The following is a 21,671-nucleotide window of genomic DNA, read 5'->3' on the forward strand; positions in this document are numbered from 1 at the left end:
ACCCTGGGTCAGAGCCCTTTCCGCAGGAAAGGGATCCGACCCCGCCGATCAGTACTTCCAGGTCAAGGCCAGCCGTGCGGTGCGGCCCGGGGCCGGCATCACACCCAGGGCGAGCGGATCCAGATAGTAGCGGTCGGTCAGGTTGTCGACGCCGGCGTCGACCGACAGCTGGTCGTTGAAGCGCCAGCTGGCGAACAGATCCACCAGCGTGGTTGGCCGGTACAGCTGCTGGATCGCCGACAGGCCCACGTTCCAGTCCTTGTCCAGCGTGCTGATCGGGCCGGCGTTGTGGACCACGCGGGTGCCGAAGGTCAGGCGCTCGTCGAACAGGCGCGAGCCCAGGGTCAGGTTGACCATGTAGCGCGGCGGGTTCTGGGTGTTGGTGTACGACCCCTCGAAGCCGCCGTCCACGCAGTTAGGCGTGTGGGCCAGCTCATCGTTCCTGCGCTGTGCGCCATAGGCCCGGCGCTCGGCGGCGATGTCCGGCGCGCAGGTCTTGGCTTTGAAGTAGTAGTGCGCGGACAGGTCGGCGAAGACCTTGCCGCTGTCATAGCTGGACTGGAACTCCATGCCCGCGACCTTGAACTGATCGACGTTGCGGATCAGGCCGGCCGACAGCGTGCGGTAGTCACGGGTGATCAGGTCGTCGATACGGGTATCGAAATACGCCAGCTTCAGCGCCAGGCGGTCGCCGGCAGTGAACAGGTCGTAGCGGAGGGTGCTGGCGCCGATTTCCCAGCTGCGCGCGCGCTCCGGCTTCAGCTCACCCACCGGCCTGGCGGCGGTGAACAGGCCCAGCGTGGTCTCGAACAGGCTCGGCAGCTTGGTGCCTTCGGCATACTTCACGTAGACCAGGGTGTCTTCGCTGAAGCGGTAGGCCACGCTGGCGGTCGGCGAGAACGCGGAGTCGCGGCGGCGGATCGGCTGCGACCAGGTCCAGCTGACCGGCACTTCCAGATCCTGCGGCTTGCCGGCGTCATAGAAGTTCCACCCACCGATGTCGCCCACCGTGCCCTTCTTGTACGGCGAGGCCAGCAGCGATTCCTGGGTAAAATTGCCATTGGCATCCGGATACCAGTTCAGCAGCGCAATGCGCTTTGCACGCCACGACGGCAGTGCCGGGTTGCCGTTGAGCAGCTCGGTGTAGCGGTACTGGCCCTGCACCTCATACGTATCAGGCGTCGCCAGGCGGTTTCGGTCATGCACCTCCACCCGGTTCCAGCGGCCGCCGGCCAGCAGCTCCCAGTGTTCGTCGGGCTGCCACTTCAGCGAGGCCACGGCACTGTATTCCTTGCGCTCGGCGTTGCGCAGGAAGCGGTTGTTGACCAGGTCGTCGTGCTTGATCGGGCCCGAGCTGCCCGGGGCGATGTCTTCGTCGCTGTAGGACAGGCCGTAGTCGAGCGTGAACGCACCGGCGCGTGTGTCGAACGTCGAGGTGTTGCTGGCATCCAGGTTGAAGCGCTTCTGCCGCAGCGGGTTCCGGTAGGCATCCTTGTAGCCGGGATCGCCACTGAAGCTGGGCGCGTCGTACCACTCGGTGCGGCGATCGAAGTACCACGGGGTGATGCCGGTCAGGCTGTTGTACATCACGCTGTCGGTGTCGGTGTAGGCGGCATTGATGCGCAGGTCAACCCGCTCACTGTCCGGGTTGAAGCGGTAGCGCAGGCTGTAGCTGTCCATGTCGACGTGGCCCGGATCCCACTGCGGGATGCGGTCACGATCCACCCGGATGATCTGCGAGGCCATGATCTCGCCGGCGGTGCCTTCGTAACGGCGGTAACCGGCCTCCAGCGTCTGCGCGTCGTCGATGCGCCAGGTGCCCTTGAGCAGCGCCGACTTCGAACGCGAGGAGGTGTTGAACACTTCGCTGCGCGGCGGATTCAGCGGCGCCAGCGTGCGACGGGCCTGCGGGAAATCATCGTAGCCATGCCGGCCCGAGAAGTAGTTGCCGTTGTCCCGGTAAGCGTAGGCGGCGACCAGATCGAAGCGGTCCCAGTGACCGGCGGCGGCCACGTTGAAGAACTGGCTGCCGGTGGCGCTGCGATCGGTGCGCGGTGTCGCACTGTAGGACGGCAGGTTGTTGGCACTGCCATTGGCCAGGCCACCGCGCACGCGCACCCCGAAGTCGCGCCCCTCGCGCAGCACGTCACCGGTCTTCAGCGTCTCCATCTCTACCATACCGCCGATGCCACCGGAGGCGTTGGCCTGCAGGCTCGGGCCCTTGGTGATGGTCAGGCTGGAGATCAGGTCGGGGTCGAGGTAGGTGCGCTGTGACTGGCCCGCATAGCCGCGGTAGGTGTCCATGCTGGACTGGCCACCGTCGATGATCACCGGTACGCGGCCCTGGCCCTGGATGCCACGGATGTTGACGTCGAAGCCATTGCCGACGCGCGGATCACCGGCGGTGACACCGGCCACACCCTTGACGATGTCACCGTTGGAGGTGCCGCGGAAGCGTTCCAGATGCGCGCGGCCGAGCGTGGTGGTCGAACCCACGCTGCGGTAGCTGTCGAGCAGGCGCGCTTCATCGTTGTTCGCACCGCTGTCGACGCGGTCGCCGGCTACACGCAGCGTGCCGGTGACGATCACACCGCTGTCGGCCTGCACCGGCGTTGCTGACTCCAGAGTGACCGCATCGGCGCTGACCCGGCGCACCGCCACGCCGCTGCCCTGCAGCAGGTGCTGCAACGCCTGGTCGGCCGACAGGCTGCCGCTGACCGCGTGGGAGGTTACGCCGTGTGCCAGCGATGCGGGGTACACCACCTGCACGCCGGATTGGCGCATGTAGCTGCGCAGCGCCTCATCCAGCGGTTGTGCAGGAATATCGAAGCGCAGTACGGCCGCGTGGTCGCTGCGGGCGCTCTGCGCCAGTGCGGGTGGCGTCGTGCTGGCCAGCCCGGCGGCAAGCAACGCAATGCACAGACGGGACGGGCGCAGTACGTGGCCCGAGCGGTGGGAGTCGAACATGGAGGAACCTGTCAGGTAATCGGTGCCGCGAACGCGGCGTCATCCGCAACACGGGCGGACACGGCGACGTACGTGGCGACGGCGGGTACGTTCGCCGGGTAAGACGGCTGGGCGCGCGACAACCCCAAGAGCGATTTGCGGTCGCGGGGGATGCCGACGGTGCGCGGTGGTTGCCGACCGTTGGTCGGCACAGAGACGCTCATCCACGCGTGGCGTGGAGCTACTGCACGATGGCGACGCCGAAGGGAAGACGAGTAACCTGAAGACCCGCCGTTGCCGCCAGCGCGTCCAGCGCCTGTTCCGGGCGGTCGATGCGCAACGCAGCACTCACTGCAGGAAGACGTGACAGATCGCCGCGCACGAAGGTCGGCCCCGCGCGATAGCGCCCGACCCACTGCACCGCATCGGCAACGGGGACCTGCTCCAGCAGCAGCTCGCCCTGGCGCCAGGCGCCGACGCTGTCGGCGGTCACGTCAGCCCGTCGCATGACTCCGCCATGTTCAGTGTAGACGGCACGCTGCCCCTGCTGCAGGTAGGTCCAGCCACCGTCGGCCGGGCTGGCCACGCGCACCCTGCCCTGCCCCACCTGGGTTTCCACCCCGTCGTCGCCACGCGCGACGGTGAACGCGGTGGAGATGTCCTCGATCAGGCCATTGTCGGCGCGCACGCTGAAACGCCGCTGTGCATCCGGGCTGACCTCGAACCAGGCGCGCCCGCGCAGCAGCTCGACCTCGCGGGCGTTCGCATTGAAGCGCACGGCAATCGCACTGTCCGCATCCAGCACCGCGCGACTGCCATCGGGCAGCCGCACGTGCTGCACCTGATGCGTGCTGCGATGATCGGACTGCAGGCGCAGCCACGCCTCCGGCCATGCAACCAGCATTGCCAGCATTGCCGCCGCTGCCATCGCCCAGCGCAGTCGATGCGGCCGACGCCGTCCGCTGGACCCGGCCTGCGGGCGCGGCCCGACACTGCGCCACAGCGCGCGCTCGTGCTCGAAGGCCCTGCGGTGCCCCGGCTGTTGCAGCCAGTGCTCGAACGCCTGCATGCGTACATCGCTGATGTCACCCGAGGCCAGCCACGCGATCCAGTCCCGGGCCTGTTCGGCCAGGTTATCGTCATTGGCGGCGGGCAGCATGTTCGGCGGGCGCATCGGCTGGCGGACAGGCGCATTCAAGCGCGGGGGAACTGGACCGCATCCACGGTCAATGATCAAGACGTCTGTGCGCGCGCCAACCCCAAGCCGGCGTGATCATCGGCCACTGCGCGCCCAAGCCAGGCGCTGCAGCGCGGAGCGCACATGATTCTCGACGGTGGTCACCGACACCCCCAGGCGGCGTGCGATCTCGGCCTGGGTGAGGCCCTGCAGGCGGTTGAGCCGGAAGATGGTGCGGGTCGGCTCCGGCAGGTGACCCGCCGCATCGAGCACCCGCTGCAGCTCATCCTGTGCCATGGCCTGCTCCTCGGTGGAGATCACCTCGTCGGCCCCCCACAGGTAGTGGTCGGCCAGCAGCCGGTTGCGGCGGCTCGATTCGCGGCCGTGGTCAGTGGCAAGGTTGGCGGCCAGCCGATACAGATAGGCCCGCGGATTGTCGATCGCCTGGCTGTCATCGACCCCACGGGCCTTGAACCACACCGCCTGGATCACGTCCTCGGCGCCGCTGTCACCCCCGAGGATGCGCTGCACCCGGCGCAGCAGCGCTGGCCGCTCGCGGATCAGCAGTTCGGTGAGCGTGGCGGCATTGGAGGACATGCGCGGAGCCGGGACGACAGACGGAAGGCGCCGCGCATGCTACTCCGTTAATGCGAATACGTCACATTCCTATAAACACCCCGACTACAGGCAATCAACCAGTGCGTCGTAGGTATTGGCTGTCGTGCCGGGCAGCGGCGCGTGCAACGCATCGGATCCGTCACCCGTTTCCCACACCTGCAGCAGGGTTTCCAGGCGTGTCCCGGCTGCCAGCGGCAGCACGCAGGCATAGCGTCCGCGGTTGACCTTGATCAGGCCGCTGGGCTTTACCCTGGTGTCGCTGCCGGCGAAGGTCCATACACACTGGACAACCACCCCTGTGACCTGTTCCACGGAACAGCGCAGGCGCATGGCCCACAGATTGATGTACTGCCCCTCGCAGAAGGTATCGCCACACACCTCATCGAAGCCACGCACCAGTTGCCGCTCGGCAGCAAGGAAACGCTCGTGGCCGCCCCCCGGGCCGGAGTAATCCCGCGCATCGACGAACGCAGGCGCGGCCTGCGCGACACCGGCGCACGGCAGGCTGACAGACAGCACGCCACACAACAGCCAGCATTTGTAGAAGCTCCCCATCAGCCCACCCTCCCCTGCGTGCGCAGGCATTCAGGCAACCCATCGAAGATGCCGTGGTCAAGCCCGGGCAAAGGCGCGGTCAGGCCGCCCGGCGCTTCCAGTGAGGCATAGAACGCCTCGACGGGCACGCCGGGCTGAAATTCGACCGGGCAGACCCAGCTGCCGTTGTCGACCCGCACCTGGCCCGTATCGGGATGCACTTCCAGCTCGCTGGCCGCCACCACCAGGACGCAGCGCTGCACGGTGCCGCGGTGGGCAAGCACGGCGCAGCGGAACTCCATCACCCGGTAGTTGCTGTAATCACCTTCACACAAGGTGTCGGCACACCATGCGGCGAATTCGCCGGCCACCGCGTCCTCCAGCGCAAAGGCCCGGTCCCATCCGGCCTCGTCGGAGGGATAGTCGATCAGGTTGACATGCGCCCCGCGCGCAAGCGCAGGCAACGGCGCCAGCAGCAACAAGGCGCAACAGCCCAAGCGGTTCCAGTTCATGGCAAGTCTCCTTGGCAAGTACGTCCAGCCTGCCGGGGGGACCGGGTGGAACCCATCGGGAAACCCCGCCCCATTCGCTCCGCCAGGGGCGGGCGCGCAGGTCGGTCCAGCCCTACCCTGCACAGCGCCCGGCAAAGGCATAAAATGGTGAGCTATCCGTCTATATCCCCACCTGGAGCACACCATGGGCCTGGAACTCGTCTCGCCCGGCAAGAACCCGCCGGAAGAAATCAACGTCATCATCGAGATCCCGAAGGACTCGGAACCGGTGAAGTACGAAGTGGACAAGGAAACCGGCGCGATCTTCGTCGACCGCATCCTGTCCACCCCGATGCGCTATCCGTGCAACTACGGCTACGTGCCGAGCACCCTGTGTGGCGACGGCGATCCGGCCGACGTGCTGGTGGTGCTGCCGCTGCCGCTGGTGCCGGGCTCGGTCGTGCGCTGCCGTCCGGTCGGCGTGCTGAAGATGAGCGATGAGGCAGGCAGCGACGAGAAGATCCTGGCCGTGCCGGTCTCGAAGATCTTCAGCGGCTACGCCCACGTCGAAGACATCGCCCAGGTCTCGAGCCACTGGCTGGAGCGCATTGGCCACTTCTTCGAGCATTACAAGGACCTGGAGAAGGGCAAGTGGGTCAAGCTGGACGGTTGGGGTGGCGCCGCTGAGGCCAAGCAGATCCTGATCGAGGCGCACCAGCGCCATCTCGACAGCAAGGCCTGAGCCTGAACCGCATCGCTCCGGCGATACCCTGCCGGAGCGATGCGGGTCACGTTTCATGACGACGGCACATCACTCTTGCTGCCGTATTAGGTAAATTGCGTCACTTCACACGTCATCGACATCCATCGTCGAGACAGCCAGGGGAACGTGTCGTGCGTATTCTGCTTGTTGGGGATGCAGCCAGCCTGCCGGCTGAGCTGACCGAATTCATTGCCGATCTTGGGGAAGACTGGCAGCCGCTGACCGCCGCCGATGGTCAGACCGCGATGACCGCGGTGGCCACTCAGGGCGTGGACGCGGTGATCGTCTGCCCGCAGTTGCCCGATCTCAATGCCACCACGCTGCTGGGCCAGATCCGGACACTGCGCCCGGAAACCATCCGCATCGCGCTGGTCGATGCGCACCATGGCAACCGCCCGCCGCCGGCGCGCCTGATCGGTGTCGCCCACCGCTTCCTGCCGCTGCCGCTGGCGCCGGAAGTGCTGCTGGAGGCATTGACCAGCCTGGAAGAACTGCGCGAAGTGCTGGACAGCCCGCGCCTGCGCGATGCCATCGGCCGTATCGAGAAACTGCCATCGCCACCGCACCTGTACCTGAGCCTGACCCAGGCCCTGGAACATGACGACGATACCGACAGTGCCGATGTGGCCAAGCTGGTCGCCGCCGATCCGGCCATCGCGGCCAAGGTGCTGCAGCTGTCGAACTCGGCTTTCTTCAGCCAGGGCCGCACCATTGCCGACCTGCGCACCGCCGTCACCCGGCTGGGCCTGGCCACGCTGCGTGACCTGGTGCTGGCCAGCGAAGTGTTCTCCGCGCCGACGCTGTCGGCTGCCGAGCGCAACTCACTGCAGCAGCGCGCCCTGCTCGCCTCCCGGCTGGCCGCACGCCTGCTGCCCGAGTCCAGCGCCGAACTGGGGGCGACCGCCGCACTGCTGGCCGACATCGGCCTGCTGCTGCCCGGCGTGCGCAACGAGCGCAGCGAGCCCGCGCTGGCCGGCGATACCCGCCCAGGCCATGCCGAGGCCGGCGCCTACCTGCTGGGCCTGTGGGGCCTGCCGATGCCGATCATCGAAGCGGTGGCCTTCCACCTGCAGCCGCAGCGCGCCAACACCCGCAGCTTCTGGGTGACCGGCGCGGTGCACGTGGCCCTGGCGCTGGTCAATGGCGATCCGGTGGACGAGGACTACCTGCAGCGTGCAGGCGTGCTGAACAAACTGCCGCAATGGCGCGAGCACGCCAATGCACTGATGGGACTGGTGCCCAGCGACGCCTGAGCGTGCTGGATGTTGTCCGGACGACAGAGGGCGCACCCACACGGTGCGCCCTTTCCATGTCAGCGGGTACCGCAGGCATCCTGCACGCAACGCCGGTACTGCGACTCGCAGATGACCGGTGACTTGCCACTGGCCAGGCACTGCTGGCGGAACGCTTCGCAATAAAGCCCGCCACCACAGACCCCGAGGCCCTGCGCGAACACCGCGCCTACCAGCGTCGCATAGATCAGTACAGCGGCTGATGCCTGGCGCAGCAACGTGTCCTTCATATCCCTCTCCAGATGCAAGCGTCCGGTATTGGACCTCCTGACTGTGTCGATTGCGACACGACAGGACCGTGACTGCGCTCACCTTCCAACAGTTTCCGGAATTCCCCTACAAAAAAGAGGGCGGACCTTGCGGCCCGCCCTCCCCGTGTTGCTACCGCACTTCGATGGATCAGAAGCGCTGGGTGTACTTCATGTACAGGAAGCGACCCACATCGAAGCCGCCGTAGTAGGCGAACGCCGAGTTCGGAGCCGAGTACTGCAGCGGACCCTTGTGGTCGAACACGTTGTTCGCACCCAGGGCGATCGTCGCATCCCACGGCGCCTTCCAGCTGACCTGCAGGTCGTGGAAGGTGTTGGAGCCGGTGTGACGCAGCGGATCGGTCTCGCCATTGGCCATGTGGTTCGGCGCATCGCACCAGCCGTCAGCCAGCGAGATGCAGCTTTCCTTCATGCCGGAGTAGTAGCGTGCGGTGTAGTTCACACCGAAATCGCCGTACTGCCAGTTGACACCCAGGTTCGAACGCACGCGGAACAGGCCCGGCTCGCCGACGCGGCCGATCATGATGTTGTCACCCGCGCTGTTCTGGCCCTGCTCGTCGTACTTGGCGGTGTAGCTGGTGGTCCAGTCGATGCTGAACTGACCGATCGCCAGTTCCGGCAGGCGGTACTTGATGCCCAGGTCGTAACCTTCGGTTTCCATCTTGCCGAGGTTGGCGGTGCCGTAGGTGATCGCACTGACGTGGCCGTCAGCCGCACGGGTCACGCTCGAGCAACGCTCGGAGTTGCCCAGCACGTAGCAGTCACGCAGGATGCGGTCGACGCTGTCAGCGATGATCATGTCGCTGATTTCGTACTTGTACCAATCCAGCGAGACGTCCAGGCCCTGCACCCAGCGCGGGCTCCACACCAGGCCGAAAGTGGTGCTCTTGGAGGTTTCCGGCTTCAGGTTCGGGTTGGCACCCGAGACGAACTGGTCACCCGACTGGCACGGCAGGGTCGAGCACGGCAGGTTGCCCTGGCCCAGCTGCACGTAGTTGGCCGGAGCGCCAGCGGCGGTGCACGCGGCATTGCCGGCAACGCTGCCCGGGGCGTTCACGCCGCACGGATCGATGTACGACTCGAAGCTCGAGCTCAGGCCACCGTACAGGTCGCTGATGGTCGGAGCGCGGAAGCCCTCGGCGTAGGTGCCGCGGACCAGCAGTTCATCCAGCGGACGCCAGGTCAGGCCGAACTTGCTGTTGGTGGTGCCACCGAAGTTGCTGTAGTCCGAGTAACGGCTGGCAACGTTCAGGGTCAGTTCCTTGGCGAAGGCCATGTCGGCCAGCAGCGGTACGTTCAGCTCGAGGTAGACCTCGTTCAGATCGTACTGGCCGCGGGTCGGCTTCTGGCCCAGGCCGGTGGACTGGCCCGACTGCGCGAAGGCGTCCGGCACGTAATTGCCTTCTTCCTTGCGGTGCTCGACACCCAGCGCGAAGCCCAGGTCGCCGGCCGGCAGGGTCACGATGGAACCGGACAGGTTGGCGGTGAAGCTGGTGGTCTTGGTGACGCCGCGGGTGGTGAAGGTCGGGAACAGGAAGTCCTGCAGCTCCTGGTTCGCCAGCGAACCCTGGCCATCAACGCCGTACGGCAGCAGCGGGTTCCACGGGCGGCAGTCGCCCAGGATCGGCTTGGCCGAGGTGCCGCAGCGGGCAATGCCGCCGGCGTCGATGAACGACGGGCCCAGGGCCTGGCCTGCAGCGATCAGGCTCATGTCGCCGCGGTTGCTCTTGATCGACTCGTTGCGGTTCCACAGCGCGCCGACATCCCAGTCGAAGGTCTTGCCGCCCAGCTCGAAGAAGCCGGTCAGGGTCGGAGCGAAGCGCAGGGTCTTCAGCTGGCTGTCAGTGGTACGCGGCACTTCCCACAGGCGACGACGGAAGCTGACGTCCTGGCCGACCGGGTTGAAGGCGCTCGAACCTTCCAGCGGGGTGCCGAAGGAGTTGGACTGGAACGGATAGCCGGCGATCTGCTGGAACGTCTGGCGCTCGTTGTAGAGCACGTCGGTGTTCAGGCTGATCGAATCGGTGAAGTCGTAGGTACCGTTGATGTAGACCGACTTGCGCTTCACACCGGTCAGCAGGGTCATCTGCTCGTTGGAGTTGGCGAATTCGTCTGCCGTGATGACGTGGTAGTCATTCGGGTTCTTCGGGTTGCCGCCGGCGTTCAGGGTCTTCCAGACAGCCTGCTTGGAGTCGCCGCAGTCGACCTGGGTCGGGTTGCACCAGCTGCCGTTCTGGCTGATCGGGCTCCAGGTGGCCGAGGTCGAGTTCGGACCCAGCGAGCCGTCACGGCTGTACCAGCGGTCCTTGGCCCACACCGGGTCCTGCTTCGAGTACTCGGCCGACAGGGTCAGGCTGCCGCGTTCGCCGCGGGCACCGAGGGTCATCGAATAGGTTTCGGTGTCGCCGTCGCCCTTGCCGTACTGGCCGACGTAGACGTTGGCTTCGCCGCCGTCGAAGTTCTTGCGGGTGATCACGTTGACCACGCCGGCGATGGCGTCGGAACCGTAGATCGACGAGGCGCCGTCCTTCAGGATTTCGATGCGCTCAACGGCCGACATCGGGATCTGGCTCAGATCTTGGTAACCGGCAGTGGTTGCGCCCAGGCGCTTGCCGTTCATCAGCACCAGGGTGCGCTGGGCGCCCAGGTTGCGGATGTCGACGTAGTAGCCGCCCACGTTCTCGCCCGAAGCCAGCGACTCCGAACGCGAAATGGCCGGGGAACCGGCCGAGGTCAGGTTGTTCAGCACGTCGGCGACGCTCGAGAAGCCCTGCTTTTCCAGGGATTCGCGGGTCATCGTCAGGATCGGCTGCTGGGTCTCCACCGAAGCGCCGCGGATGCGCGAGCCGGTGACCGAAATGCGGTCCAGGTCGGTGGTGCCCTTTGCTTCCTGGGCGGAAGCAAAGGCCGGCGCCAGCGCCAGCGCAATGCCGGCCGGCAGCAGGCCGAACCGCACTGCGGGATTACGAACGTTCATCTATCTCTCCAAGGTACGTGTTAGCAGCGTGTTAAAACACCCCAGCACGTTACGATTGCGTTGCAGCGCTGTATTTGCGCGAACCAACCGGAGACTTTGCGGATTGTGGCGGGAGCAAGCCGCCGTTCTCCCTGAAGCGCGATGCGGACTGGCCGTAGCGGGCGCGGAACGCACGCGCGAAGCTGCAGCAGTTGTCGAAACCGCTGGCGGCAGCGACCTCGCCCACCATCATGTCGGTGTCGCGCAGCAGATCAGCGGCGCGTTCGAGGCGCAGTCGTGCCGAAAGCGACTGCGGGCTTTCCTCGTACAGGCTCTGGAAGGTCTTGGACAGGTACCAGCTGGAGAAGTTGGTCAGCTCGGCCAGTTCGCCGATGCGCACCACCCGGTGGCTGTTGCCTTCCAGATAGAGGCGCGCGCGCTGCATGCGGCCGAACACCTGGCGCTTGCGGCTGCGCGAGCGGCCCGGGCAGCGCTGCACGTTGTCGGCCAGGCCGCGCTGCAGGCCCGCGAGGTGCAGCAGCAGCGGGCGCAGGGTCTGCGCCGGCTGGCCGCTGGCCAGCGCATCGCGCCACAGGCGCAGCGCCACGCGGGCATCAGTGCGGTTCATCCGGCCACGACCTGCATACAGGCCGCAGTCGGCCATCTCGGTCAGCACGCGAAGCGCTTCGATGTTCAGGTTCAGGCCGACGCACAACCCGTTGCGACCGGCCTGCACCAGCGGCCGCGATTCCTTCTCGAAGGCGATCCACTCGCCCTGGCGCAAGCGGAAGCGCCCTTCCTTGGCCTCGACCCACGAGCTGCCACGCACCTGCATCCAGACAGTGAAGCTGGAGCCGGCGGTCTGCAGGCTGCCCAGCCGGGCCACGCCCAGGCAGGTCGGTGCGACGTCGTCGAGCGACCGGTCCAGGGAAACAGTTTGGCCGCGATCGGCCAGCGAGAGTTGACGCATGGGGGCACCACGGATTTGCCTAGTACAGGACTCCGTTTTGCCAAATCAGGCGGCACTGCGTCAGGAAGGTCCGACGAGATCGCCACGAATTCGCAACGAGATCCCGACGAAGAAATTACGAAGGCCCATTTCCCTTGAACAACAACAACTTGGAGAATGCGGGGAACAGCGCAGGCGGGCGCTCGGGCAACCGCATCACGCCGATGTCAGCGCCATCGCTGACCGCCATCGCCACGAACAGGTCCTTTCCGTCGGCGCTGGCACTGAGCCCGTTGCCGGCGCTGAGCCGTTCGGCGTCCAGGCAGCGTTCCGGCTCCTCGCGGCCGGGCTGGATGCGCACGAAGGTGGTGCCACACGTGGTCGAGGTACCGAGGTAGCCGATGCCGCTGTTGCCGGCCACGGTCCAGGCCCGGTATCGCCAGCGGCTGGGCCGGTCATCGCTGATCTGCTGCACACTGGCCGGAGACAGCGCGGCATCCGCCGACCACAGGCCTCCGGCGGCCAAGCGGGTGAACAACACGCGGCCACTGCTCCGGTCGAAGCGCGCCTGCGACACCCCATCGATGCTGGCCAAGCGGCGCCAGGGCTGGACGCTGCGATCGAACAGGCTCAGCCGCGTGCGCTGGTCGGCATTGCGCTCGACCACAAACAGCTGCTGCGGCGAGGCGCCATACAGTGCCTGCAACGGCTGTTCGGCCGGAACCGGCAAGGGTTGCAGGCGTTCATCGCGTGGCGCGATTTCATAGACCACCGTGCGCCCATGCGCATCGCGGCCAACCACGAGCAATTGCCGGCTGTCGGCCGACCAGTCCGGTGCCTGCCGCGCCTCCGGCCGCAGCCCTTCGATGGGACGCAGCGAATCCGGCCGCTGCATGTCCGCCCACCACAGGGCGAAGCTGCCGGAACGATCGGAGGTGAAGACCAGCTGGCGGCCATCAGGCGCTGCCATCGGTTGTCCATCGCGGCCACTGGAGGCGAACAGGCGCTCGGGCGTGCCGCTGCCCTGCATCGGCACCTTGAACACGCCGAACTGCGCGCGCCGGTGGACGAAAGCCAGCATGCCACCGCGTCGCGACACTGCTGGCCACTGCGCATCATCCAGGCCGGCATCGCGCAACGTGTGCCGCTCGACATCCAGGTAATAGAGCCGCGCCTCGCTGTCGACACGACGACCGAAGACGATGGTGCGGCCATCGTCCAGCCAGGCCCAGCCGCGCAGCTCTGCCGCTTCATCGGTCAACTGCTCGGGCGTACCGCCTGCGGCCGGCACCCGCCACAGATCACCCAGCTGCGGGTTGCGCACGAACACCAGCCATTGCCCATCGGGCGAATACCGCGGTGCGTAGTCGAAGTCATCCTCATCGACGCTGTAGGCCAGCGCGCGCCACTGGCCACTGGCCAGGTCCAGCACACGGATGCCACGGTGCGCGTAGCGACCGACCATGCTGCCGAACACCAGGCCACGCCCATCTGGCGTCCAGTCGAAACTGAGCAGCTCCGTGCCATCGCAGCGTGTGGCCTGGCGCAGTGCGCCACCGGTGGCGCTGGCGATCAGTACCTGGCAGCCGCCGTCGGCGTAGAACCGCGCGAAGGCGATTTCGCGACCATCCGGCGACCAGTTCGGGAAGCGATCGACGGCACCGGCCGGTGGCGCCAGCAACTGGCGCGCCGGCGCGTTGCCGGAGGTCTGCAGCTTGATCGCGCCACCGCCGTTGCCATCCTCGTTGGCGCCCTCATAGGCCACCAGAGAACCGTCCGGTGACAGCGTGGGATAGGTTTCAAAGCCGCTGGTCGCGGTGATCAACCGATACGGCCGCTGCGGGCTGCCGATCACCCGCGTACCGTTCTCCACGGCAGCCTCCACCGGCGAACTGCCGGCCGGTGCACGACGCAGCAGCAGCGTGGTCAACACCAGCAGCGTGGCCAGCATCAACACGCCCAACGCCAGCAGCACGCGCCGACGGATATGGCGCCAGCGGCGGCGCGCCGCCTGTGGATGCGCAGGCAACGCAGCAGTGGTCACCGGCTGCGCGGCCATGCCCTCGTCGTCAGGGACGCCTGCGGCCACGGGCTCGGCATCGTCCAGCACCTGTACCGGGACCAGAAGCCGATAGCCGGTCTTGGCGATGGTTTCGATGTAGGCCTGGCCGTTGTCGTCGTCGTTGCTGAACGCCTTGCGCAGCTGGGTGACGGCCTGGGTCAGCACATCGTTGGTCGGCAGCGTGTCCGGCCATACCTCGGCGAACAACTCGTCGCGGGTGACAACGCGGCCCGGCTGCCGCAGCAGCACGCGCAGCACGCCCAGCGCCTTCGGCGTCAGCCGGCGCGGGCGACGCGCGCCGACGACCTCGACTTCGCGCGAGGACAGAGTGACGGTGCACTCTCCTATCCGTATCCGATCGGATACCGGGGGCTGGATTTCGCTGCTGTTCATTTTCTGCTACACAGTAGAGACAGGTCCCGGGCAGTGTTTGCCTTCGATACCGCCCCGTCCTGGGAACAGCGAAAAGCCAGACTCCGCACAAAGCATCGGCGCATACCGCAAAAACAATTGAGCGCGCGAATACTAGCCTATGCAAGTTACCTCGCCTATCGCGTGGTCGACATCAGGCTCTCTCTCGCCGACGCATTCACATAATTTGCGACATCATTCGCGCCCTTTCGGGCGCGAAATTTTTATCTGGCGTTCATTTTCACATGCGCCGCAACATGGTCAATCCGACCAGCCGCGAAACCACCAAAGCCACGTACATCACGCCGGAAAACTGCTCCAGCATCACCAGTGCGCGTGCCTGCGGATGCAGTGGCACGACGTCACTCAGACCGACGCCGGAGAGCAAGCTGAAGCTGAGATAAAGCAGCTCCATCCAACTGCGCTGCGCGCCTCCGCCGGTGCCCTGGAAGCTGCCCGGGTACCATTGCTGGCATACCGAGAATGCGAACGCGAATGCCCATGCAAGCAAGGTGAATGTCGCGCCGGCGGCGAACAGCTCGTCACGGGTGACCTTGTGGTCCTGGAGCATGTAGGCGATCAGTGCGCCGGCCGTATAGAAATACAGCAGGCTTTCCAGCAACTGCGCGGTGGTCAGCAGCGTGGTGCGGTCGAGCAGCGCACCGGCCAGCGAAAACACCACCGACGGGATGGCCAGCACCAGTGCCAGCCAGGTGCCCAGCGGGCTGCGCTGCACCACCCACAGCGCCAGGCCCAGTACCGCCATGCCGAACACGCCCAGCGCCGCGCGGCCGGCAGCGGTGTCATCCAGCGCGGGGTACAGCAGCACCGCGATCAACTGGGCGCCCAGCAGCCAGGCCGAAGGATGACGGCGGGCAATGGCCAGCCAACGGGTGGTCATGGCAACAGGCATGGTGTCCTTCCCCCAGGGTGATGCGCGGAGCATAGCGGGGAGCGGCGTGATGAGCGGTGGTGCCGGCCGCTGGCCAGCACGCTTCCCGGCCCCCGCACAACCGGCTGCCGGCCAGCGGCCGGCACCCGGCTACTCGTCATCCCTGGTGGTAGACCTCTGCGCCAGCCGCGCGGAACTCCTCCGACTTCTCCTTCATGCCGGCCTCGGCGTAGTCACGCACATCCTGGGTGATCTTCATCGAACAGAAGTGCGGGCCGCACATCGAGCAGAAGTGGGCCAGCTTGTGCGCATCCTTCGGCAGCGTCTCGTCATGGAACTCCTTGGCCTTCTCCGGATCCAGGCCAAGGTGGAACTGGTCTTCCCAGCGGAACTCGAAGCGCGCCTTGCTCAACGCGTTGTCGCGAACCTGCGCGCCCGGATGGCCCTTGGCCAGGTCGGCTGCATGCGCGGCAATGCGATAAGCCATGATGCCGTCGCGCACGTCCTGGCGATTGGGCAGGCCGAGATGCTCCTTCGGCGTCACGTAACAGAGCATGGCCGTGCCGAACCACCCGATCATCGCCGCGCCGATCGCGCTGGTGATGTGGTCGTAGCCCGGTGCGATATCGGTGGTCAACGGCCCCAGCGTATAGAACGGCGCCTCGCCGCACTCACGCAGCTGCTTGTCCATGTTCTCCTTGATCAGCTGCATCGGCACGTGGCCGGGGCCCTCGATCATGGTCTGCACATCATGCTTCCAAGCGATCTTCGTCAGCTCGCCCAGTGTTTCCAGCTCACCGAACTGCGCGGCGTCGTTGGCGTCGGCGATGCAGCCCGGGCGCAGGCCGTCACCCAGCGAAAAGGTCACGTCATAGGCCTTCATGATTTCGCAGATCTCTTCGAAATGCGTGTACAGGAAATTCTCCTTGTGGTGCGCCAGGCACCACTTGGCCATGATCGAGCCCCCGCGGCTGACGATGCCGGTCACCCGCTTGGCGGTGAGTGGCACGTAGCGCAGCAGCACGCCGGCGTGGATGGTGAAGTAGTCCACGCCCTGCTCGGCCTGCTCGACCAGCGTGTCGCGGAAGATCTCCCAGGTCAGTGCTTCGGCACGGCCGTCAACCTTCTCCAGCGCCTGGTAGATCGGCACCGTACCGATCGCCACCGGCGAGTTGCGGATGATCCACTCGCGGGTTTCATGGATGTGCTTGCCGGTGGACAGGTCCATCACGGTGTCACCGCCCCAGCGGATCGCCCACACCAGTTTCTCTACCTCCTCGGCGATTCCCGAGGAAACGGCGCTGTTGCCGATGTTGGCATTGATCTTGGTCAGGAAGTTGCGGCCGATGATCATCGGCTCGCTTTCCGGATGGTTGATGTTGTTGGGCAGCACCGCGCGGCCGCGCGCGATTTCATCCCGCACGAACTCCGGGGTGATGATCTTCTGGATCGAAGCGCCGAACGCCTCGCCCGGGTGCTGCTGCAGCAGGCCCGCATCGCGGATCGCTTCCAGCCGCTGGTTCTCGCGGATGGCAACGAATTCCATTTCCGGCGTGATGATGCCGCGCCGCGCATAGTGCATCTGGGTGACGTTCGCGCCTGCCCGTGCACGGCGCGGCAGGCTGCGTGCGGGGAAGCGCACGGCAGCGAGCTTGGGGTCGTGCTCGCGATCACGCCCGAACGACGAACTCAGGCCTTCGAGCTGCTCGGTATCGCCACGTTCCTCCACCCAGCCGCGACGCAGTGCCGGCAGACCGGCGGACAGATCGATACGCACGCCCGGATCGGTGTAGGGGCCGGACGTGTCGTAGACCGTGACCGGCGCATTCTCTTCGCCGCCGAACAGCGTCGGGGTGCGGGTCAACGCGATCTCCCGCATCGGCACCTGCAGATCCGGGCGCGAACCGGGCACGTGGATCTTGCGCGAGCCGGGAATGGGCCGGGTCACGGATTCGGAGAGTTGCTGGGCCTGTTGCTGCAGGGCGGAGAGCTGTGCGTTCATCGGGCATCGTCCAGGAAGGTCAGGGACGAAGCGGCGGCGCACTGCGACCGCGCCCGGACGCTCCTTGGGCGGAGTCCGGGAATGGCTGCACTGCAAAGCTTCCCTACGCCGGTATGAGCCGGATCAGGTTCCAAGGGACTGTCTCAACCGTGGCCACATGGCCGCGGTACCCCCGCTTCTTGGCGTGCATTAGAGCATAGACCGCCCGCCTCCGGAGTTGCCCCCAATTGATGTTCGTTAACAGAACCATGACGTCGCGTTCAGTAACGTGCACGTCCGTCGCGTTCCAGCGACCGATGCTTCCTTCGCCGCCGACGCGGCCCCTGCCCGGTTCGCGCTGCATGCCGCCGGCCCTTCGCTGCAAGCTCTGCTCGCTCCCCTCAATCCCTTGATCGGAGAAGCTCCTTCATGGTGTTTCGCGTTTCCATCGCACTGGTTCTGCTGCTGGTGCTGCTTGCCGGTATTGCACCCGGCCCCTTCAATACCGTGGTGCAGAGCATCCTCGGTGAACTCATCCGCGGCATCGGCTGGCTGTACCTGCTGGTCGTGTTCCTGGCGCTGGTATTCCTGATGTACCTGGCCTTCGGCCGCTTCGGCAACCTGCGCATCGGCGGCGAAGACGCCGAACCGGAGTTCTCGCGAGCCAGCTGGATGTCGATGCTGTTCGCCGCCGGCATGGGCATCGGCCTGGTGTTCTGGGGCGCCGCCGAGCCCATTTCGCACTTCAGCAAGCCACCGGAAGGGCTTGCTCCGCAAAGCCTGGACGCGGCACGCGCCTCGATGCGCTATGCATTCTTCCACTGGGGCCTGCACCCGTGGGCCATCTACGCGCTGATCGGGCTGGCAATGGCCTGGTTCCAGTTCAACCGCAACGGCCGTGGCCTGGTCAGCGACATGCTGCAGCCGATCATCGGCCGCCACCATCGCGGCTGGATCGGTCGGGTGGTCAACATCGCTGCAGTGGTCGCCACCGCGATCGGTGTCGCGACGACGCTGGGCTTCGGCACCATCCAGATCGCCGCCGGCATCGAGCGCGTGTTCGGCGTGCAGGCTACCGTCCCAGTGCAGATGACCATCATTGCCGTCGCCTTCGTGCTGTATATGGCGTCCACCGCCAGTGGCGTGGAGCGGGGTGTGAAGTGGCTGTCCAATTTCAACCTGGCGTTGGCTGCCCTGCTGGCAGCCATCCTGCTTGTGCTGGGGCCGACCGGCTTCATCTTCGATACGTTCACCACCACGCTGGGCTCCTACCTCAACCAGCTGGTGACGATGAGCCTGCGCATGTCACCGTTCTCCGGCAGCACGTGGGTGGCGGACTGGACAATCTTCTACTGGGCCTGGTGGATCTCGTGGGCACCGTTCGTAGGCTCGTTCATCGCACGCATCTCGCGCGGCCGCAGCGTGCGCGAGTTCGTGATCGGCGTAGTGCTCGCGCCGACGCTGCTGGGCTTCTTCTGGTTCGCGGTATTCGGCGGCACCGCGCTGTGGGCGCAGATCTTCGGCCATGCCGACCTGGTGCAGGCGCTGGGCAATGGCTACGAGACGGTGCTGTTCACGCTGTTCGACAGCATGCCGCTGCCGCTGCTGCTGTCGTGCATCGCACTGGTACTGCTGATGATCTTCTTCGTAACCTCGGCCGACTCGGCGGTACTGGTTCTGGCCAGCATGTCCACTGACGAAGCAGGCGATCCTCCGTTGAAGCGCAAGCTGGCCTGGGGCATCGCGGTGGCGTTGATCGCAGCGGCGTTGCTGCTGGCCGGTGGCCTGGATGCACTGCAGGGCATGATCACGATTGCGGCGTTGCCATTCGCACTGTTGATGGTGCTGGTGATGGTGTCGCTGTATCGGGTGCTGGACCAGGAATACACGCGCGAGCGGCGGCAGGCGCAGCGCCAGCGGCACATGATCGATGCGTGGATCGCACGCGAGATGGCGGCGCAGGAAGAGACGCAGGCCGAGGCCGCACGCGCACACGATCAGGATTGAGGGTGTTTTGCAGCCTGCGGCTGCACCGCTTTTCAGGCAAGGGCCAAGGTCAAATTCAAAGGCGGCTCTGGGTTGCTGCTGGTTGGGTGGGGCGGTGTGGGTGGGCAGGACACGCCGTGAACCCATCCATGCGGGCTCGATGGCGCCATCCATGGCGCCAACGGTCCTGCCCACCCACACCCCCCCACCCCCGACAGTTTCCCGGTAACGGTTGGTTTTCCACGCTTTGCGTGGAAGATATGTATCGGAAAACAAGAAGGGGTCAGATCCGTTTTCCTTCGGAAAACGGATCTGACCCCAACACACAGCGCGCGGCTGTTGCCTTTGCCTTTGCTCTTGCTCTTCTTTTTTCTTTTCCTGCGGTGACGGACACGGAAACTGTCCGTGGCCGGGCGGGTGGGTTGGCTGGGGGCGTGAGCCGCATGGATGCGGCGACCGAGCTTACATGGACGTACTTGCAGCGGCCCCCAGACGATCCACCCGCCCGGCTAAGCCCCGTATCACTGCCATCACCGCAGAGGGGGCTCAGCCCGGTGGCCGGGAAACCTCAGTACCCCGCCGCCTGCCCGTCCTTGCGGCTCTCCGAAGCACCGTAGTAAACCCCGGTGTCGGGATCGCGCATGATCGCCTGGTAACCGCCATACGGCCCATCTGCGAACACGATGCGATGCCCCTTGCGCATCAGCGCACGCACTGTTTCATACGGGAAGCCGGTTTCCAGATTCACTTCGCCACCATCGGTCATCGCCGTGGCCTGCCCGGTCGGCTCGGTCGAGCCTTCATGCTGGATGCGCGGTGCGTCACCGGCTTCCTGCAGGTTCATGCCGAAGTCCACCAGGTTCATCACGATCTGCGCATGGCCCTGCGGTTGCATCGCGCCGCCCATCACGCCGAAGCTGGCATACGGCTTGCCACCCTTGGTAATGAAGGCCGGGATGATGGTCTGGAACGGGCGCTTGCCCGGTGCGTAGCCGTTGGGATGGTTCTTCTGCAGCACGAACATCTCGCCGCGGTCCTGCAGGATGAAGCCCAATCCCGGCGGCGCCATGCCGCTGCCCATGCCGCGGTAATTGGACTGGATCAACGACACCATCATGCCGTCGGCGTCGGCCACGGTCATGTAGATCGTGTCGCCTTCCTCCAGCTGCTTCGGTGTGCCCGGCTGCACTTCCTTCAGGGCCTTGTCCATCGAGATCAGCGCGCGGCGCTGCGCGGCGTACTCCTTGGAGATCAGCTTCTGCACCGGCGCCGGCTGGAATGCCATGTCGGCGTAGAAGCGCGCACGGTCGGCGAAGGCCAGCTTCTTCGCTTCGACGAACAGGTGCACGTGCTCGGGTGAGCCGAACGGGATCTTCGAGAAATCGTAGCCTTCCAGCACGTTGAGGATCTGAAGCGCAGCGATGCCCTGGCTGTTGGGTGGCAGCTCCCAGACGTCGTAGCCCCGGTAGTTGCTGCTGACCGGCTCGACCCATTCACCGTGGTGGTCGGCCATGTCCTGGTAGCTCAGGTAGCCACCGTTGGCCTTGAAGTAGTCACCGATGGTGCGGGCGATCTCGCCCTTGTAGAAGGCGTCGCGCCCGCCGTCGGCGATCTTCTGCAGGGTGCTGGCCAGGTTCGGGTTCTTCCACATCTCGCCCTTGCGCGGGGCGCGGCCGTTGATCGTGAACTGCTCCTTGAAGCCCGGGTACTGCGACAGCTTGGGAACCGAGCGGTCCCAGTAGTAGGCGATCACCTCGGCCACCGGGTGCCCTTCGCGGGCGTAACGGATGGCCGGCGCCAGGTTGTCGGCCATCGGCTTGCGACCGAAACGGTCGTGCAGGGCGAACCAGCCGTCGACCGCACCGGGCACCGACACCGGCAACGGGCCGGTGGCCGGGATGTCCTTCAGGCCACGACGCTGGAACTCGGCCAGGGTGAGCGACTTCGGCGAGCGGCCCGAGCCGTTGTAGCCGTAGAGCTTCTGCGTCTTTGGGTCCCAGACGATGGCGAACAGGTCGCCACCGATGCCGTTGCCGGTCGGCTCCATCAGGCCGAGCGCGGCATTGGCCGCGATCGCCGCGTCGACCGCCGAGCCACCGCCCTTCATCACGTCCAGCGCGATCTGGGTGGCCAGCGGCTGCGAGGTAGCCGCCATCGCATGCGGGGCGATCACCTCCGAACGGGTGGCGAAGGTGTGGCCGGTGATGCGGTCGGCGGCGATGGACAGTGCAGGCACGGCAGCCAGCACGGCGGCGGCGAGCAGGGAGCGGGCAAGGCGTCGGGACACGGTCGGGTTCCGGTGGAAGGTGGTTCCGCGATCTTCGCCGCTGCGACCTTCCTACGG

General features: G+C 66.0%; 15 protein-coding genes and 1 riboswitch. Of the genes, 3 read left to right on the forward strand and 12 right to left on the reverse strand.

The window, feature by feature from the left end:
• Positions 1–48: 48 nt before the first annotated feature.
• The 5 genes from ACMGRF_RS14795 to ACMGRF_RS14815 form a co-directional block, all read right to left on the reverse strand.
• The gene (locus tag ACMGRF_RS14795) at positions 49–2,967 is read right to left on the reverse strand and encodes a TonB-dependent receptor domain-containing protein (protein ID WP_414485357.1); all 2,919 of its coding nucleotides are present in this window, start codon (positions 2,965–2,967) and stop codon (positions 49–51) included.
• A gap of 220 nt (positions 2,968–3,187) precedes the next feature.
• Positions 3,188–4,120, reverse strand: a complete 933-nt coding sequence (locus ACMGRF_RS14800) for a FecR family protein (protein ID WP_111190961.1) — start codon at positions 4,118–4,120, stop codon at positions 3,188–3,190.
• 99 nt (positions 4,121–4,219) lie between these two features.
• Positions 4,220–4,720, reverse strand: coding sequence for an RNA polymerase sigma factor (locus tag ACMGRF_RS14805; RefSeq protein ID WP_049413688.1), 501 nt, complete (start codon positions 4,718–4,720; stop codon positions 4,220–4,222).
• Between the two features lie 84 nt (positions 4,721–4,804).
• Positions 4,805–5,296 carry a hypothetical protein gene (locus ACMGRF_RS14810; protein WP_238378515.1) on the reverse strand — a complete coding sequence of 164 codons (492 nt, stop codon included), beginning with the start codon at positions 5,294–5,296 and terminating at the stop codon, positions 4,805–4,807.
• Entirely contained in the window at positions 5,296–5,787 is a 492-nt protein-coding gene (locus tag ACMGRF_RS14815) for a hypothetical protein (RefSeq protein ID WP_049413686.1), read from the reverse strand. Before ACMGRF_RS14815 ends, ACMGRF_RS14810 begins: the two co-directional genes overlap by 1 nt.
• 184 nt (positions 5,788–5,971) lie before the next feature.
• Here ACMGRF_RS14815 and ppa point away from each other — a divergent pair, with 184 nt between their 5' ends.
• Together ppa and ACMGRF_RS14825 are read left to right on the forward strand one after the other, a co-directional pair.
• Positions 5,972–6,508, forward strand: a complete 537-nt coding sequence (gene ppa, locus ACMGRF_RS14820; protein WP_005410935.1) for an inorganic diphosphatase — start codon at positions 5,972–5,974, stop codon at positions 6,506–6,508.
• Between the two features lie 152 nt (positions 6,509–6,660).
• A complete protein-coding gene (locus ACMGRF_RS14825; protein ID WP_049413685.1) occupies positions 6,661–7,782 on the forward strand; it encodes an HDOD domain-containing protein in 1,122 nt (373 codons plus the stop codon).
• 59 nt (positions 7,783–7,841) lie between these two features.
• Here the strand turns inward: ACMGRF_RS14825 and ACMGRF_RS14830 are convergent, their stop codons facing one another.
• The 6 genes from ACMGRF_RS14830 to thiC all read right to left on the reverse strand — a co-directional run bounded on the left by ACMGRF_RS14830 (position 7,842) and on the right by thiC (position 17,362).
• A complete protein-coding gene (locus ACMGRF_RS14830; RefSeq protein ID WP_049413684.1) occupies positions 7,842–8,051 on the reverse strand; it encodes a hypothetical protein in 210 nt (69 codons plus the stop codon).
• A gap of 169 nt (positions 8,052–8,220) precedes the next feature.
• Complete coding sequence (locus tag ACMGRF_RS14835) at positions 8,221–11,067, reverse strand: TonB-dependent receptor (RefSeq protein WP_049413682.1); 2,847 nt, start codon at positions 11,065–11,067, stop codon at positions 8,221–8,223.
• Between the two features lie 49 nt (positions 11,068–11,116).
• Entirely contained in the window at positions 11,117–12,016 is a 900-nt protein-coding gene (locus ACMGRF_RS14840; protein ID WP_049435641.1) for a helix-turn-helix transcriptional regulator, read from the reverse strand.
• Positions 12,017–12,131: 115 nt separating this feature from the next.
• On the reverse strand, positions 12,132–14,450 hold the full coding sequence (locus tag ACMGRF_RS14845; RefSeq protein ID WP_414485358.1) for a winged helix-turn-helix domain-containing protein: 2,319 nt from the start codon (positions 14,448–14,450) through the stop codon (positions 12,132–12,134).
• Between the two features lie 259 nt (positions 14,451–14,709).
• Positions 14,710–15,381 carry an ion channel gene (locus tag ACMGRF_RS14850; RefSeq protein ID WP_049439493.1) on the reverse strand — a complete coding sequence of 224 codons (672 nt, stop codon included), beginning with the start codon at positions 15,379–15,381 and terminating at the stop codon, positions 14,710–14,712.
• A gap of 136 nt (positions 15,382–15,517) precedes the next feature.
• Positions 15,518–17,362 carry a phosphomethylpyrimidine synthase ThiC gene (gene thiC, locus ACMGRF_RS14855; RefSeq protein ID WP_049413306.1) on the reverse strand — a complete coding sequence of 615 codons (1,845 nt, stop codon included), beginning with the start codon at positions 17,360–17,362 and terminating at the stop codon, positions 15,518–15,520.
• An 82-nt stretch (positions 17,363–17,444) separates the two neighbouring features.
• A riboswitch (TPP riboswitch) is annotated at positions 17,445–17,546 on the reverse strand.
• A gap of 224 nt (positions 17,547–17,770) precedes the next feature.
• On the opposite strand from thiC, the gene ACMGRF_RS14860 reads away from it, so the two are divergent.
• Positions 17,771–19,348: a BCCT family transporter gene (locus ACMGRF_RS14860; RefSeq protein WP_049413309.1), complete on the forward strand. Its 1,578-nt coding sequence runs from the start codon at positions 17,771–17,773 to the stop codon at positions 19,346–19,348.
• 547 nt (positions 19,349–19,895) lie between these two features.
• Here the strand turns inward: ACMGRF_RS14860 and ggt are convergent.
• Positions 19,896–21,614, reverse strand: coding sequence for a gamma-glutamyltransferase (gene ggt / locus ACMGRF_RS14865; protein WP_049416718.1), 1,719 nt, complete (start codon positions 21,612–21,614; stop codon positions 19,896–19,898).
• Positions 21,615–21,671 lie beyond the last annotated feature (57 nt).

It is taken from the genome of Stenotrophomonas sp. EMP41 (assembly GCF_047495535.1).
In the GTDB taxonomy this organism is placed as follows: Bacteria; Pseudomonadota; Gammaproteobacteria; order Xanthomonadales; family Xanthomonadaceae; genus Stenotrophomonas; species Stenotrophomonas sepilia.